Origin of the sequence: Blautia sp. HCP3S3_C12, assembly GCF_052064155.1 — a bacterium.
Lineage (GTDB): Bacteria > Bacillota > Clostridia > Lachnospirales > Lachnospiraceae > Blautia_A.
In genome coordinates this window covers 54,141-70,881 of the sequence record NZ_JBQHWC010000010.1, presented here as the reverse complement: position 1 = coordinate 70,881, position 16,741 = coordinate 54,141, and the positions used below count along the sequence as shown (strand labels likewise).

The 16,741-nt window shown below is 40.8% G+C and carries 9 protein-coding genes; 8 read left to right on the top strand and 1 reads right to left on the bottom strand.

Translation table 11 applies throughout. From position 1 onward, the window contains the following. Nucleotides 1-203 precede the first annotated feature (203 nt). Entirely contained in the window at nt 204-806 is a 603-nt protein-coding gene (locus ACTNDS_RS09660; protein ID WP_441035341.1) for a hypothetical protein, read from the bottom strand. A gap of 390 nt (nt 807-1,196) precedes the next feature. On the opposite strand from ACTNDS_RS09660, the gene ACTNDS_RS09655 reads away from it, so the two are divergent. Genes ACTNDS_RS09655 through ACTNDS_RS09620 form a run of 8 tightly spaced genes read left to right on the top strand, consistent with a single transcriptional unit; the run spans nt 1,197 to nt 16,725 of the window. Continuing rightward, a complete protein-coding gene (locus ACTNDS_RS09655; RefSeq protein WP_441035400.1) occupies nt 1,197-2,189 on the top strand; it encodes an ABC-three component system protein in 993 nt (330 codons plus the stop codon). Beyond that, entirely contained in the window at nt 2,170-2,607 is a 438-nt protein-coding gene (locus ACTNDS_RS09650) for an ABC-three component system middle component 2 (RefSeq protein WP_441035339.1), read from the top strand. The genes ACTNDS_RS09655 and ACTNDS_RS09650 overlap by 20 nt, the downstream gene beginning before the upstream one ends. A 14-nt stretch (nt 2,608-2,621) precedes the next feature. Then, the gene (locus tag ACTNDS_RS09645) at nt 2,622-4,457 is read left to right on the top strand and encodes an AAA family ATPase (protein ID WP_441035337.1); all 1,836 of its coding nucleotides are present in this window, start codon (nt 2,622-2,624) and stop codon (nt 4,455-4,457) included. A 30-nt stretch (nt 4,458-4,487) separates the two neighbouring features. Continuing rightward, nucleotides 4,488-4,709: a helix-turn-helix domain-containing protein gene (locus ACTNDS_RS09640; protein ID WP_441035335.1), complete on the top strand. Its 222-nt coding sequence runs from the start codon at nt 4,488-4,490 to the stop codon at nt 4,707-4,709. A gap of 38 nt (nt 4,710-4,747) precedes the next feature. Beyond that, nucleotides 4,748-8,254 carry a helicase-related protein gene (locus ACTNDS_RS09635; RefSeq protein WP_441035333.1) on the top strand — a complete coding sequence of 1,169 codons (3,507 nt, stop codon included), beginning with the start codon at nt 4,748-4,750 and terminating at the stop codon, nt 8,252-8,254. A gap of 10 nt (nt 8,255-8,264) precedes the next feature. Beyond that, the gene (locus ACTNDS_RS09630) at nt 8,265-10,988 is read left to right on the top strand and encodes a DUF1156 domain-containing protein (protein ID WP_441035331.1); all 2,724 of its coding nucleotides are present in this window, start codon (nt 8,265-8,267) and stop codon (nt 10,986-10,988) included. A 23-nt stretch (nt 10,989-11,011) separates the two neighbouring features. Then, nucleotides 11,012-13,321: a DUF1156 domain-containing protein gene (locus ACTNDS_RS09625; protein WP_441035329.1), complete on the top strand. Its 2,310-nt coding sequence runs from the start codon at nt 11,012-11,014 to the stop codon at nt 13,319-13,321. 2 nt (nt 13,322-13,323) lie between these two features. Continuing rightward, nucleotides 13,324-16,725, top strand: coding sequence for a DUF499 domain-containing protein (locus tag ACTNDS_RS09620; RefSeq protein WP_441035327.1), 3,402 nt, complete (start codon nt 13,324-13,326; stop codon nt 16,723-16,725). Nucleotides 16,726-16,741 lie beyond the last annotated feature (16 nt).

Below are 16,741 nucleotides of genomic sequence, written 5' to 3'. Positions count from 1 at the left end.
GAGCAGTCGCTCATCATATTTCATAAACATTTCTTCAAGTGTCCGTATCATCAGCATGGCAGAGCAAATACTCTGAACCAGGCGGTGAGACGCATTAAGGGGCATGATAAGTATCAGTTGGAAGTAAGAAAATGCATATAACCTAAAAACGGCAGCGGTATCTTCGGGGTGAGGATACCGCTGCTTTCGGGTTAGCCAGAGGCTTATTCGCCGAAATAAAGTTTCTTGGCGAGTTCCTGTGCTGCTCGGATATCGCTGTAGCCCTGCGATTTGCCGAGGTGCAGTTCTTCAAGAATCTGCCCTTTGGAGTAGTCTTCGCAAATGAGATCCAAGATGCGACCGTACTTCGGGTTGATGATATGTACCTGCTTTAACAGGTCGTTGATAATCATGCGAAGTAAAACTGTCTCTTCCAGATTCTCAGATGAAGCAGGTTCAAAACCTTTGCCATCTTCTGATGCTGCTTCTTCCAGGAACTGATCTAAGGAAAGTGTATCATCAGTATGGAAGGATGCGAAGTATTCGCGCACATCACGATAGAAGGCCTTGATGGATGCCTCTTTTGATTCGATTGCTACCGGTGCAAAAGCAACAAGGACTTTGTTAGGTCCGATGTGCCAGGTCTCAAGGTTGCCTCGGCACATGTTGAAGTGCTTGACCATTTCCAAATCCACACGAATTGGTACGAGGCACTCGCCCGGGTGCAGAGGGAGATCGTTGTAACTGCGACGGTTATCGTAGTTGTGATTGTCATTGGTTGACTGCTGATTTTCAGTACTTGTCTGTACATTTTCATTGAATTTCATATCTTGCGGCCTCTGTCCGCTGTGTGCGGAACGAAGGTTTCGATATGAACTTCAGATTTGCATCGATTGTCTTATTCATGGCACGTCTCCGTTCCGGTAAATAAGCAATCAGGCTTCTTAGCCCCTGATGCGGTTAATAGGTTCATCACAATTCAGTTCTAAGAAGATGCCGCGTCCGGCAACTGTTCTGTGACGATTCTTAACAAGAAAAGAAAAAATTTATGTTCATAAAGAAAATATCGATTTTTAGACATGGTTGTGATATAATGAGACATAATGTCGAAACTCTATTCGCTTCTTGCTAAGAACACTTTAATTATAGAAAAATGTGCGTGAATAGTCGTTCAGACTAAGTGGATGAGAATTTGAGGAGAAGTTGCAATTTTGGAGGTGAATTTCTTGTCAGAATTAGTTTTTGCAACCTATTTGAGAGAATTGAAAAATGCATGGGCTGAAGATATAGCTGATCCAGATTTGATAGAGTTACTTTACGATGGAGTGGCTGAACCTATGGGACTCTTAAACAAGGAAAATAATACTATTACTGTTGATAAGGGAACTGCCAGTAAGATTGTAAATCGGCAAAAGGGTGGCAACGCATTAAGGTTAATCCGCAATAAGGCAAACAATGAAAAAGTACAGGTGACTATTGAGAGTTATTTTCAGAATAAGGTTATAAAACGGTTACATAGAGATTGTGTGGATGATTTGATTTCTAATCTCAAGAAACTAATAGAAAATGATGATTCGATATCGGAAGATAAAAAAGCTGAATTGCTAAAAAATGCGTCAAAACAAAATATTGCTGCATTTTTGGGGTTTACTTATTTGTATTCACTGACTAGGGATAATGTCTTAAAAACTGTACGAATTAATACGAATCAGCAGCTTGAAGATTACAAAAGACATCCATTGCAGGAAATACCGACACCTTCTGAGGTGATAGAAGAAGAGCGTAAATATGCAGATGCATTGATGGCTGTATATGGTCAGGCTGAAGGGATACCTAATTTTGATGCATCAATGCTTGTTGGATTCCCAAAGCATCAACAGCATTTTGCGGATCAGAGAGGCTACTATTTTGCAGCAGAAGCTGTAAGAAGAGGAACTCGTGACATATACAGTGATGAGAGCCAGTTTGATGTCTTGAAGGCTGAAACTTATGAAGGTGTAAAGGAAGTCTGGGAAGATGAATATAAAAACGGATATGCACGATTACGAAAAGTGATGACTCAGGCATCCAACACCAGAGTTGACAAGTGCTGGTTGAGCAGAGATACAGACTGGGTGGGAAATCCACAGAAGAAAGGAGTATGCCATTTCCTTGTAAAAGAAGGAAAATTGGATGGATGGGTAAGAGACGATGATGAACAAACTATTTAATACTGTGTTTGAAAATTCATTGAGAATGATTCTTCTTTTGGATTTGTACGATATGCCTCAAACGATAGACATGCTTTATGCGGTTGATTTTATGACTCAGTATGGGAAAACATTTGGCATTACAAACGAAGAATTAAATGGCAGCAACCCGTTTAAGTTTAGCGAGTTTGTCGGTCGTAGAGATTTGGTTCAAGAGAGTCTAAGACAATTGGTATTGAAGGGGTTGGTACAGCCTATTGAAACAAATAAAGGAATGGCTTATGTAATTTCAGCTGAGGGTGAAGAGTATTGCGCTTCATTAGATAGTGAGTTTTCAATGAAATATAGAGAGTATGCAAAGCAGACCATAGAAATGGTTGGGGAGCAAACTGAACGTCAAATCATTATGCAGATAAACAAGATGTCGGCATTGCGTTGAGGGGAGAATGGAGTATGAGTCGATTTTATATCAAACAAATAACCGCATCCGGCGATAAAGTACAATTTTCAGAGGTCACATTTAGAGATGGTGTAAACATCATATATGGTCCATCTAATGCGGGAAAATCATACATAATTAATTGTATTAATTTCATGTTTGCAGGTGATCCGCCTTTTACAAAGTCAGCAACAGGATATGACACGATTTCAATGCTAATGGAATCTGATGACGGATATGCTGTTTCTATGACCAGAAAAATTGTTGATGGAAAGAATGGAGAGACCGGTGCCGGGACAGTTGATGTGACAAGTAATTTTCCTGCAGTCGAAAGTAAGGAATATAGCATTGCAAAATTAGAATATAGCGATATGCTTCTTAGATTAATGGGGATTAAAGAACACCATGAAATTATAGCAACAGAGGACTTTGCTTCACAGAATTTATCCATCCGTTCACTATTGCATTTCTTCTTTATTGATGAAGATAATATTTTTGGAAAAGGAACGGTGTTTGATACACCAAAGTATAGAAAGATAAATGCCAGTTTATGTTTGTTGAATTTCTTACTTACAAATGATGATTCAATGCATTTAATGCCAGCGGAGAGCAAAGAAGAAAGAGAGAAGAGAATAACAGAGAGAACCGGAGTTATCGTATATTTAAACCAGAAAATAGAAGAACTTACAAGACGTAAGGGTGAACTTGAAAAGAAGGAGGCAATAAGAGAAATCGATGTAGAAGGAAAGATTGATGAACTACTCTCGTCGATAGAAGAAATTGAAAGTGAGATAGGAACTGCTTCTGGTGAAAATCGTGAATTGATGAAGCAGAGATACGAAGTGAGCACGAAATTGGAACAGTCTTTGTTTCTGAAGGATCGTTATAGTGTTCTTAAGTCCCAGTATGAGTCTGACATTCTGAGATTAAGATTTATACAAGATGGAGAAATCAAGGAAGGAAGCGTTGAAAAGGCTGTAGTATGCCCATTTTGTCAACATGCGATAGATCCGAAAACTGCTGTTCATGAATCATATGTGGAGGCATCTGCAGTGGAGATTCAAAGAATTCAGTTACAAATAGGTGATCTCATGTCAGCAGAGAATGATGTAAATAGAGGAATAGAGGAACTTGAAGGTGAGTTACAGGAGCTTGATGCTCAAATACAGGAAGTAACGGATGTTATTAATATCAAACTTAAGCCAAGAGCTGCTGAATTGAGAAGAACAGTAGAGGCATATAAAGAAATTCTTAGAGCAAGACAGGAAATATATGCTATTGATGCAATGGCGACAGAATTGAACACGGATGTATTTAATAAAGAAAACGAAGAAGATGAAAGCGACGCCAAATTTAGTGGTAGAGATTTGATTTCAACGGAGGTATGGAAATCATTAAGCGATGGATTAAACACAATGGTAAAAGAATGCGGATATCCAAACAAACCAGAATCCAGAATCAATGTCGATACTGTTGATGCTGTGGTTGGAGGAAAATTTAAGAAAGACGAAGGTAAAGGATTTAGAGCGTTTTTGAATACTATTATGTTATTTAATCTTATGAAGTATCTGGAAAATGAGGCAATATATGCACCGCATTTACTCATATTGGATTCACCAATTCTTTCACTAAAAGAGAAGAAGCATAAAATATCGGAGAAGGAAAGGGCAACGCCTGGAATGCGTGAATCCTTATTTAAGTACATAGTTGAAAATATCGGCGATAATCAAATTATTATTGCAGAAAATGAAATACCGGATTCTGTTGATTATTCATCAGTTCATTTGATTGAATATACAACAGAAGAGGGAGAAGGAACATATGGTTTCTTACGTAGTATAAAGAATTAATGGTGTTAATAGTCAATAGGGAGAATAATGATGGCTAAGGTAATCAGTTATAACAAACTATGGAAATTACTTATTGATCGTGGTCTGAAACGTACAGATTTGAAAGATATGTGCGGAATTAGTTCTGCATCAATTGCAAAGCTTGGTAAAAATGAAAATTTAACAACAACTGTCTTAACAAAAATATGTACAGGTTTACAGTGTGATGTCTCAGATATTATGGAGATAGTTGATGATGAAAAAGAAGTATAATATCTGGTAAATTATCAAGATACGACAGAGGTGACTGCATGACAAAACTAGAAGATATGACCGTCGGAGCTAATCTTACTGGATTAGTTGGGAATGATACGGTTAATGTTATTAGCGTGAAATGGTACGGTAGCGCGGCTATTGAAATTACATATAAAGACAGCAGAGGTCAGCTTGGGAATCAGATTGTATATCGAGAGGATGAAGCACGGATAGAACTATTAGAGAAGAGTTTACCCTGGAGTTTTGATGCGGATGCAAATGCATTGCGTTTGGCATCGGAGGCTTATCGAATTCATTTGGCACATATTTTTGACCCATATCTGGCTGTACATACATCTTCAGTAGAACCATTACCTCATCAGATATCTGCTGTATATCAAGAGATGCTTCCAAGACTGCCTCTTAGATTTGTCTTGGCAGATGATCCTGGAGCTGGTAAAACGATTATGACCGGTCTCCTGATCAAGGAGCTTATGGCAAGGGGAGATTTAAAGAGATGCCTTATAGTGGCACCGGGGAGTTTAGCAGAGCAATGGCAAGATGAATTGTATCAGAAGTTTCATGTGCGTTTTGAAATATTAACCAATGATAGAATTGAATCTGCAGTTAGTGGCAATGTTTTTACCGAGATTAATCTTTGTATTGCAAAACTGGACAAGCTTGCAAGAAATGAGAGTGTCCAGGCAAAACTTAAGGTGACAGAATGGGACCTGATTGTATGCGACGAAGCACATAAGATGTCTGCTACAGTCTGGGGTGGCGAAGTAAAGTATACCAAGAGATTCCAGCTGGGGAGATTACTTTCGAATATTACAAGGAATTTCTTGCTTTTGACAGCAACCCCACATAACGGAAAGGAAGCCGATTTTCATCTGTTCCTATCGCTGGTTGATCCTGAGCGATTTGAAGGCGTTGCTCGATCCAGCAATCAGTCCGTAGATGTATCGGATGTTATGAGGAGACTAGTCAAGGAAGAACTGCTTAAATTTGATGGAACACCGCTTTTCCCGGAACGTAGAGCTTATACAGTCAATTACGATTTGTCTCCGGCGGAGGCAAGATTATATACAGCTGTTACAGAGTATGTTCAGGAGGAGTTTAACAGGGCAGATAACTTGAATAATGAGAGAAAATCCACTGTAGGATTTGCTCTTACAATCTTGCAGAGAAGATTGGCTTCTTCTCCAGAAGCAATTTATCAATCTCTGAAACGTCGTAGAGAGCGTCTGGAGAACAGGTTGGCAGAGGAGAAGCTTGGCAAGAGAGCAACTGAATACTCAATAAAGTTTGATGATGACTATGACGAGGATGATCTTCCATCAGAGGAACAAGAACTCTTGGAAGAAGATGTAGTAGATCGTGCATCTGCAGCCGCGACTATAAAAGAGTTAGAGGCAGAAATTGCTATACTTAAGAAACTTGAAAGAATGGCGGGAGAAGTCCGTGCCAGTGGAGAGGACCGTAAATGGGATGAGTTATCTAAGTTGCTCCAGGACAATAAAAATATGTTTAGTGAGGAAGGGAGACGAGAAAAACTGATTATCTTCACTGAGCATAAAGATACATTGAAATATTTGACAGATAAAATTAGAACCTTATTTGGATCTGATGAATCTGTTGTGACGATACATGGCGGAATGCTCAGAGATGAACGCCGTAAAGTAGAGGAGTTATTTAAACAGGATAAGAAAGTAAAAATACTTATTGCTACGGATGCTGCCGGTGAAGGTATTAACCTTCAGAGAGCACATCTGATGGTTAACTATGACCTGCCTTGGAATCCAAACAGACTGGAACAAAGATTTGGCCGGATTCACCGTATCGGGCAGACAGAAGTATGCCATCTTTGGAACCTTGTAGCAAAAGAAACCAGAGAAGGTGCTGTATTCCAGAGACTGTTTGAAAAACTGGAACAGGAAAGAGAAGCACTGGGTGGCAAGGTGTTTGATATCTTGGGTAAGATGACTTTTGATAATAAATCCTTGAAAGATTTGTTGATAGAGGCCATTCGCTATGGAGATGATCCGAATGTAAGAGCAAAGCTCACTCAAATTGTAGATAATTCTATGGACAAGAATAAACTCCGTCGGCTCTTAGATGAGAGAGCGCTGACAGAGGACACAATGGATGTCCATAAGATTCAAACAATTCGAGAGGATATGGAACGTAAAGAAGCACATAAGCTTCAGCCGCATTTCATAGAAGCTTTCTTCCTAGAAGCATTTAGTACTCTTGGTGGTAAGATTAGGCCAAGAGAGAAGGGGAGATATGAGATCAGTTCTGTACCGTTTGCAATCAGGAATCGTGATATGCAGATTGGCTTTGGAGAACCAGTTCTGAACCGATATGAGAGGATCTGCTTTGATAAGGAATACTGTAATGTGGCAGGTCAGACTCAGGCAGCATTGCTTTGTCCGGGACATCCTCTGCTGGAAGCGGTAATAGATTTGATTAATGAACGCAATGTTGATGTGATGAAGAGGGGATCCGTATTTATTGATGATTCTGATTTTTCGCAGGATGCACGTATTCTGTTTTATATAGAAGATGCTGTTCAGGATGGTGTAATTCTTCCAAATGGGGGAAAACGGGTCATATCAAAGCACATTCACTTCGTTGAACTGAAGGAGAACGAGACAGCTCTTAATGCTGGATATGCACCGTATCTTGACTATAGAGCACCGGAGGCGGCAGAGCTTGCTACATTACAAAATTGGATCAAGACACAGGACTGGCTGATGTCAGGGGTTGAGGATCGAGCAAAAGGATATGCAATCGCTAACTTGATTCCGGAACACTTCGCCGAAGTTAAGGAACGGAAAACCAAGATTCTTGATAAGACTGCAAAGGCTGTTAAGGAACGGATGACTGCTGAAATACAGTATTGGGATTTCAGAGCTGCAGAACTGAAACAACAGGAATCAAAAGGAAAACAGAATGACAGATTGAATTCTCAAAGAGCCGAGAGGCGTGCTGAAGAGCTTCAGATGAGAATGCAGCAGCGTCTTGCGGAAATAGATAAAGAGAGAATGATATCTGCAACACCACCGGTTGTTACTGGAGGAGCACTGGTTATTCCTAAAGGCCTTTTACATACGATTATGGGAGCTGTAGATACACCACGGGATTTTTTCGGGCATGGTGATCGGCAGACCATTGAGTATGCTGCGATGAATGCAGTTATGCAGATCGAAATTGAACTGGGGTATTCTCCGGCAGATGTAAGCGGGGTCAAATGTGGATACGATATTGAATCCAAAATTCCGCAAAGGCTTATGGAATACGAGAGGAGATTGAGATTCATAGAGGTCAAAGGCCGAGCAAAGGGAGCAACGACAGTTACGGTGTCTAAGAATGAAATCTTAACAGCATTGAATAAGCAGCAGGATTACATACTGGCAATCGTTGAAGTAGATGGAACAGAAACACATACCATTTATTTGCGGCAGCCTTTTAAGAACTCGCCGGACTTTACGGCAACCAGTGTTAACTTCGATATTCAGGATCTGATTAACAACGCAGAGATTCTGTATAAGAAATGAGGACAAAATTATGGCAAATAAGAAATTAATAGAGGTGGCATTGCCACTTGAGAAAATCAATGCTGAGTCATCGAGAGAAAAATCTATAAGGCAGGGACATCCTTCAACTATGCATTTGTGGTGGGCGAGACGTCCATTGGCAGCAGCAAGAGCTATAATATGGGCATCGTTGATAGATGATCCCGCATCCCATCCAGAAAAATATCCTACGGAAGAGGAGCAAGTAAAGGAGAGACAAAGATTATTTCGAATTTTGGAGGATCTTGTTGTTTGGGAAAACTCTACTAATGACAGTATATTGGATGAAGCTAGAAAGGAAATTAATAATTCGGTTGAGGGAGAATTGCCTACTTTATTAGATCCATTTTCAGGGGGTGGAACTATACCGATGGAGGGATTGCGTTTGGGCTTGAATGTAAGAGCTCATGACTTAAATCCTGTTGCATTAATGATTAATAAAGCAATGGTTGAGATTCCGCCGAAGTATAGAGGAGAGCAACCTGTTAATCCTAACGCCAATATACTAGGAAGAGCTAGTGGTTATAATGATGCAACAGGGTTGGCTGAGGATGTAAGATATTATGGTGAATTAATTAGAAAACAAGCATTTGAACAAATAGGTGAGCTATATCCCAAAGTGGTTGTGCCTGAAAAAAACGGTGGAGGAAAAGCTACCGCAGTAGCATGGTTGTGGACGAGAACAGTAAAGTGCCTAAATCCTGCTTGTGGTTGCGAAATGCCTTTGATAAAATCTTTTGAACTAACAAAGAAGAAGAATTCGGCATGCTATCTAGAACCGATTATAGAAGGAAAAAAGATAAGATATGAAATAAAATATGGAAAAACAAAAAGGAAGGGAACTGTCAATCGAAAGGGAGCAACATGTTTAGTGTGCGGGTCACCAGTTGACTTAGACTATATTAGAGAAAAAGGTCAAAGTAATGAAATAGGGTATCAATTGCTTGCAATTATTGCGGAAGGAGATAAAAGAAAAATATATTTGCCAGCAGAATCTGATAATTCACCGGAAAAGGTAAATAGACCGACGGATTTTCCTGACACAGAGATTGCATATTATCCAGGATGTACAAATTGTAAAATTTATGGAATGGAGTATTTTAGCGATTTAATGACGAATAGACAGTTAACAGCTATGACAACGTTTAGCGATTTGGTTGTTAACATTGTGGATATTATTAAAAATGATGCTGTAAAGCAAGGAATAGAATTAAAAGAAGGTTATGCAGAGGCTGTGCAGACGTATCTTGCATTTGGAGTAGATAGAATGGCCACGAGACTAACAAAGGTATGCCTGTGGAATACAACTGCTGAAACGATAGAACAGCCTTTTGGACGTCAGGCGATTCCAATGGTTTGGACTTTCCCAGAAGCAAATGTTTTCAGCAATTCAACGGGAGGGTGGACCAGTTCGTTGGAATGGATTCCGAAGGTTCTTCAGAGTATGTATGTATCTGAGAAAGCAGCTATAGTTGAACAACACGATGCTATGGAGTACATATGTTCAAATAAACTATTAATATCCACAGATCCTCCCTATTATTCAAATGTACCATATGCGGATTTGGCGGATTTCTTCTACATATGGTTAAGAAAAATGGTAAGAAATAATTATCCGGAATTGTTCTATACTATCGATACACCAAAGGAAAATGAATTGGTAGCTGAGAAGTATCGATGCGGTGGGGATGAAGCCGCTGCAAAAAAGTTTTTTGAAGATGGTATGTATAAAACTTTTTGTAATATAAGTCAATACGTAAACGAATCATATCCGCTGACTATATATTATGCTTTTAAACAATCTGAAATAGATGACGATGATGAAATTTCATCTTCTGGATGGGAGACTATGTTATCGGCACTAATTAGAGCTGGATTTGTGATTACCGGGACATGGCCAATTAGAACAGAACGTACTTCTGGACTTAAAAACAGTTTAAATGCTCTTGGAACATCAATAGTTTTAGTTTGTAGAAAGAGGGCAGATAATGCTAAAACATGTACACGTCGAAGTTTTGTAGGTACTTTAAAAAGGGAACTTAAGAACGCACTTAAAAAGCTTCAATCAAGTAATATTGCACCGGTTGACTTGGCTCAATCAGCTATTGGTCCGGGAATAAGTGTTTTCTCAAGATATCAGTCTGTTTTAGAGGCTGATGGCACCGAGATGAGTGTTCGTAGTGCTCTCCAAATAATAAATCAAGAACTAGATTTGTTTTTTAATGAACAGGATAGTGAATTGGATAGGGAAACTAGATTTTGTGTTGAAATGTATTCACAATATGCGTTTAATCAGATGAAATTTAGTGAGGCCGATACTTTAGCAAGAGCAAAAAATACTTCAGTTGCTGCGATGGCTGCAGCGGGACTTCTTTTTGCACAAAAAGGAAATGTTCATCTTTGGGCAAGAGGCGAATTGACCGAGAAGATTGATTCTCATGTCCCAACATGGTTATTATGTCAACAGTTAACCAGAGCCATGGAAACCAAAGGCATTGAAGGATGTGCGATGATTATTGCAACTATGTATGGAGCCGAACCTGAAAAAGCAAAAGATTTGGCATACCGGTTATACACGATTGCTGAGAGGAAAGGCTGGACACAGGAGGCTTATGCCTATAATGCTCTTGTAGTATCTTGGCCAGAAATTCAGTCTCGTGCTGCAGCATTACAGGCAATAGAGCCTAAACAGATGAGCATTTTTGACTTAGAATAATTTTAGGAGGTGGCGTCTCGCCCATGAAAAAGTTAATAGAAATGGCGCTGCCTATAGATCAGATTTCTTATGAAATGGAAAGAGAGAAGATGGCACGCACTGGGAGACCATCAACGATACATTTATGGTGGTCTAGAAGGTCTCTGGCAGAGGCAAGAGCAGTCATGTTTGCTTCGCTTGTTGATGATCCATCTTCTCATCCCAATCTTTTTCAAAGCGAAGAAGAACAGGTAGTAGAGAGGCAGCGATTATTAGATTTGATGAGCGAACTGATTAAGGTCGAGAACACTAGTAATCAGGAACTTTTAAAAGCAGCGCAGGCTGAAATAAAAAAATATTCAGATAGTCAGCTTCCGGAGTGTTTTGACCCATTCTCAGGCGGAGCATCGATTCCGTTAGAAGCACAACGATTAGGGTTAGCGGTCAAAGCAGGAGACTTGAATCCCGTAGCGGTATTGATTAATCGTTCGCTTGTAGATATACCAGCTCGGTTTGCAGGAAAATATCCGATTCGTTTGCAAGAACGAGAAAAAGAAAATCTTGAATGGAATGGATCAGAAGGTCTTGCAGAAGATGTCAGGGCATACGGTAAGATTCTATGTGATAAGGCATATGAGCAGTTGAAATACTATTATCCGCCAATTAAGGATGCAGATCAGAAAGAAAGAGATGTTTTTTCCTGGATTTGGGCAAGAACAATAAAATGTCCGAATCCGAGCTGTGATTGCAATATTCCATTGGCAGCAGGATTTGATTTGTCAAAGAAAAAGGGCAGTGAGGCATGGGCCGAGCCAGTGTTGGATGCCGGTGGATTACATTTTGTCATTCATCGTGAGAAGAGAACGGATACTGCGCTAAAAGCAAAGATGGGTTTGACAGCAGTATTTAAGTGTCCGAAATGTGGAGAGGTCACAACAGACCAGTATGTAAAGGAGTATGGTAGAAAGTATGGATTTGATCATCTGCTGATGGCTGTAGTCGCAGATGAAAAAGGTAAGCATCTTTATCTGGAACCAAACGAATTGCAGCTGAAATGTGCAACAGTCGATAAGCCAGAGGACATACCACATGGAGAACTGCCATCAGGGTCTAGTAATTTTGGACCAACAAATTTTGGCTTGCAGGATTATTCTCAGCTATATACAAATAGACAGTTACTGTTTTTGACAACAGTATCCAAACTTTTGACTGATATGCAGAAAGATATTGAAGCAGATGCTGTAAATGAGGGATGGCCTGATGACCATGTAGAATTATCTGCTGGCGGGTCAGGCGCCAAGGCATATAGTCAGGCAGTCTGCGTTTATTTGGGAATGTCGCTGAGTAAGCTAACTGACAGAAGTTCAGCTCTTACCAGTTGGGACTCGAGTTCCGGGGGAAAGATTAGAAATGTGTTCTCTAGAGCAGCAATGCCGATGGTATGGGATTTTGCAGAAACGAATCCTTTCTATTCATCATCTGGTAGCCTAGAGAAGACAATTAGTGCTACGGCTTATGCAATTGCTCAATTGCCAGCAAAAGGCAAGGCTGAGGTATGGCAGGCCGATGCATCGAATCATTTAGTACAGGGTAATATGATTGTTTCTACGGAACCACCATATTACGACCGAGCAGATTATGCTAACCTTTCCGATTTCTTTTATGTTTGGCTTCGGTATACATTAAAAGATATTTATCCGGATTTATTTGGAACTATCACAACGCCAAAGGATGAGGAACTGATTACGGCAGCATATCGATTTGAGGGGGATAAGGATGCGGCAAAAGTTCATTACTTAGAGGGTATTAGGAAAGCAATTGTCATTATGGAATCAGTTGCTGCGGAGGATTATCCGAGCAATATAGTATTCTTTTATAAAAGGAATAGTCTTATCGAAGGTGTCCTTGAAAAGTATGTTCCCAATGAATGGGATGAAATGATGGCTGCCATTGCAGATGCTGGCTTTCTCGTAACAGCAAGTTGGCCAGTAGGGCGCAAAGTGAGTGCCGATATAAGGAAAACCGAAAGTAAGGGAGTTCCGGTGACGATTATTCTTAGGAAGAAACCGGATGATGCAGAACAAACCACAAGACGTAGATTTGTGGTAACACTTAAGAGAGAATTGCCGGTTGTTATAGAGGATTTGAAGTCAAGGGGGGTTGCAGATTTTGACTTAAGATCTAGTGCTGTAGGTCCAGCATGGAACATATTTACACGGTATTCAAAAGTTGTTGATGCTGATGGAAGTAAGATGTCTTCATACAGTGCATCATATTTGATTGAACAAGAACTGGATGCTTGCCTAAGTGCAATATATAACCAGGATTGTGATACAGAGACAGAGGAGGTCTAGGCATGGCTGAAAACGTAGAGTTAGTACAAAAAGGATTCCGAATTTTGCATCCCTTACTTGCAGGGTATATTGCACTGGAAATGAATAGAGAATATGGTGAAGGCTGGTGGTCAGAGGTACTTTCAGTACTTTCTGACCAGGAGCGTGATTTGCCTAAAACCGGAGAGTTTGGAGAATTAGTAGATTCTCTTGATATGGCAAATTGTCTCAGACTGTTTGATCGTCAGTGGAACAGTATTTTTAGAAGAAAACTGTCTAAAGATTACAGAACATGGGCAACAGAGCTAATGGGTGTAAGAAATAAGAGTGCACATATCGGTGGTCAGGACTTTTCAGAAAATGATACTTGGAGAGCACTGGACACAATGTCTCGTCTCTGCGAGATCATTGATGCTGAGGGTGCTGAGGAAATTAAATCCATCATGAGAGAATCTCGTTATGGTTCCAGTATGGGATCGACTACTGTGATACAGGGGAATGCTCAACCTGCAAAGGGTAAGGGAGAGGCTGCTGTCCTGACCAGACTTAGTGGAGAGAAGTTGCCAAGTTGGAGAGAAATCATCGAGCCGCATCCGGATGTCGCTCAAGGTAAATATAAGAATGCGGAGTTTGCGGCAAATCTTTCTGATGTTGCCCGTGGAGAAGGTGCATTCGAATACAGAGATCCAGTTGAATTCTTTGCTCGTACATATGTTACTGCAGGTATGTCTGGACTCTTGGAGCAGGCACTTAGACGATTTGCAGGAAAAGACGGCGAACCTGTTCTTCAACTGAAGACTGCATTTGGTGGTGGTAAAACACATAGTTTGTTGGCTTTGTATCACATGTCCAGAGGTGGATTGCCTATAGATAAGGTTCCGAATTTGAAACCTGTACTTGAGCGTGCAGGTGTTGACAAACTTCCGAAGGCGAATGTTGCTGTATTGGTAGGCACTGCTCTCAATCCTTCGAAGTCACGTCTGGAACCAATGCTTCCTGGTGTTAAGATCAATACTCTTTGGGGAGAAATGGCAGCTCAGCTTGTCGTGTCTGCAGGCAAGCCGGAACTGTATGATATAGTTAAGGAGGCTGATAAAAAAGGTGTTGCTCCGGGCAGTATTGCATTAAGAGAATTGATGGATGGCTGTGGTACCTGTCTTATTCTTATGGATGAGCTTGTGGCTTATGCGAAGACCATTTATGGTGTAACTGGACTTCCTGCCGGATCTTTTGATAATTTTATTACCTTCATCCAGCAGATCACAGAAGCGGCAAACGCAAGTAAGAACAGTATGGTTGTAGCTTCTATTCCGGAATCTGCCATTGAAATTGGTGAAGGTGAAGGTGGTAAGACAGCACTCGAAGCTATTGAACATACATTTGGCAGACAGGAGTCTATTTGGAAGCCGGTTGCGGCAAATGAAGGCTTTGAGGTCGTAAGACGTAGACTATTCCTTCCATGTAAAGACGAATCTGCACGCAATGCCGTATGTACTGCATTCAGCAAAATGTATCAGGAGAATGCACTTGACTTTCCGCTTGAAGCTAAGGAAGTTGAGTATAGAGATCGTATGGTTTCCTGTTATCCGATACATCCGGAAATCTTTGATCGCCTTTATGAGGAGTGGGCGACTATGGAACGCTTCCAAAGAACCAGAGGTGTTTTGCGTCTAATGGCAGCAGTTATCCATGAACTTTGGATGGCTAATGATGCCAGTGCAATGATTATGCCTGGCTCTTTGACATTGGATGTGCCAACAGTAAGGGATGAGCTTGTAAGATATCTTCCTGAGACATGGAATGGAATCATGGATCATGAGGTTGATGGTCGAAATTCAATTCCGTATCAGCTGGATAAGAATACTATCAGATATGGACAGAAGTTGGCGGCACGACGTGTTTCCAGGACGATTATGCTTGGAAGTGCACCTACAGTAAGGGCGCAGAACATAAGAGGTATTGAGTCATCGAGAATTCGTCTTGGCATCGTGCAGCCGGGCGAGAGTATTGCTGATTTCAACGATGCATTAAATACACTTAGGGGATCTTTGGCCTATCTGTACACAGATCCCTCTGGAAATCGTTATTGGTATGATACGAGACCTACGCTGAGGAAAACTGCAACAGATCGAGCTACTCAGATAGCACCTTCAGATGTGACTTACGAGATTGAGAGAAGACTTAGGGAATTCCGCAAGGAAGGACCATTTGCAGGTCTTCATGTTTGCCCGAATACTTCAAATGATGTTTCTGACGAGCAGGCAGTTCGTCTTGTGATTTTGAAGACTGAGGATACATATAAGCAGGGTAAGGACAGATCGAAGGCAATTACTAGAGCGGAGGAGATTCTGAATAACAGGGGTTCTGCTCCGAGAGTATATCGTAATATGCTAGCATTTGTTGCACCGGATCAGGACGGTCTGAATTCTTTGGAAAGAGCTGTGAGAGAGCTTCTTGCATGGCAGTCCATTAAGACCGATAGTGAGACTTTGAACTTGGACGCAGCTCAAAATACAGAGACACTGAACAATATCAATAGAAGTGATGAGACAGTAAAGCTGAGACTGAAGGAAACATATTGTTGGCTGCTGGTTCCTTATATTGATCGAGAGATTGATATGCGTGAATTGGTATGGGATGTCGACCGTATCAGTGGAGGTTCTGAATCTGTTGTTGCAAAAGCAGCAAATAAGATGCTGCAGAACGAACAGTTGATTACCAGGTGGGCTCCGGCACTCCTTAAGATGGAACTGGATAATCTTCTTTGGAAAGATGATAACCATATTCAGATTAAGAAATTGTGGGAATTCATAACTACATACTGTTATCTGCCAAGATTGGCAAACTTCAATGTACTGGAGTCTGCTATTCAGGCGGGAATCAATAGTGATGAATTCTTTGCGTTGGCTTCATCAATCAGTAATGAACGTTATGTTGGCTTGAAGTTTAATGAGTATGTTTCTTCAATTTATCCAACTGATTATATTGTTAAGGATCTGGTAGCACTTAAACAGATTAATGCAGAGAAAAATCAGCAGCCGCAGGGAGGAGGAGACTCACCGGTGATACCTGGATGGAATAATCCGGGAGTTCCTGGCGGGGGAACCACACCGGGCCAACCAGGATGGTTTGTTCCGGGAGGCCAACCAAGCGGAGGTAATATGCCGGGTGGACAGCCTGCAGGCACACCTTCAAACACTAGATTTTTCATGAGCCAGAAATTGGATAATACTCGTGTAATCAGAGATGTTCAGAAACTGATGGATGAAATTGTAAATCTGCTTTCATCGGCCGACGGTGCAGAGGTCGAGATTTCTCTTGAGGTTACAGCACAGACTGCTAAGGGATTCAATTCCAATGTTGTCAGAGCAGTTACTGAAAATTGCAGAACACTGAAAATCGATCAGTCTGGATTTGAGGAATAAATACCAATAGGTCAGG

Coding starts and splice junctions, on each gene's coding strand:
- ACTNDS_RS09660 (WP_441035341.1), bottom strand. CDS start 806: ATGAAATTCAATGAAAATGTACAGACAAGTACTGAAAATCAGCAGTCA.
- ACTNDS_RS09650 (WP_441035339.1), top strand. CDS start 2,170: ATGATGAACAAACTATTTAATACTGTGTTTGAAAATTCATTGAGAATG.
- ACTNDS_RS09645 (WP_441035337.1), top strand. CDS start 2,622: ATGAGTCGATTTTATATCAAACAAATAACCGCATCCGGCGATAAAGTA.
- ACTNDS_RS09640 (WP_441035335.1), top strand. CDS start 4,488: ATGGCTAAGGTAATCAGTTATAACAAACTATGGAAATTACTTATTGAT.
- ACTNDS_RS09635 (WP_441035333.1), top strand. CDS start 4,748: ATGACAAAACTAGAAGATATGACCGTCGGAGCTAATCTTACTGGATTA.
- ACTNDS_RS09630 (WP_441035331.1), top strand. CDS start 8,265: ATGGCAAATAAGAAATTAATAGAGGTGGCATTGCCACTTGAGAAAATC.
- ACTNDS_RS09625 (WP_441035329.1), top strand. CDS start 11,012: ATGAAAAAGTTAATAGAAATGGCGCTGCCTATAGATCAGATTTCTTAT.
- ACTNDS_RS09620 (WP_441035327.1), top strand. CDS start 13,324: ATGGCTGAAAACGTAGAGTTAGTACAAAAAGGATTCCGAATTTTGCAT.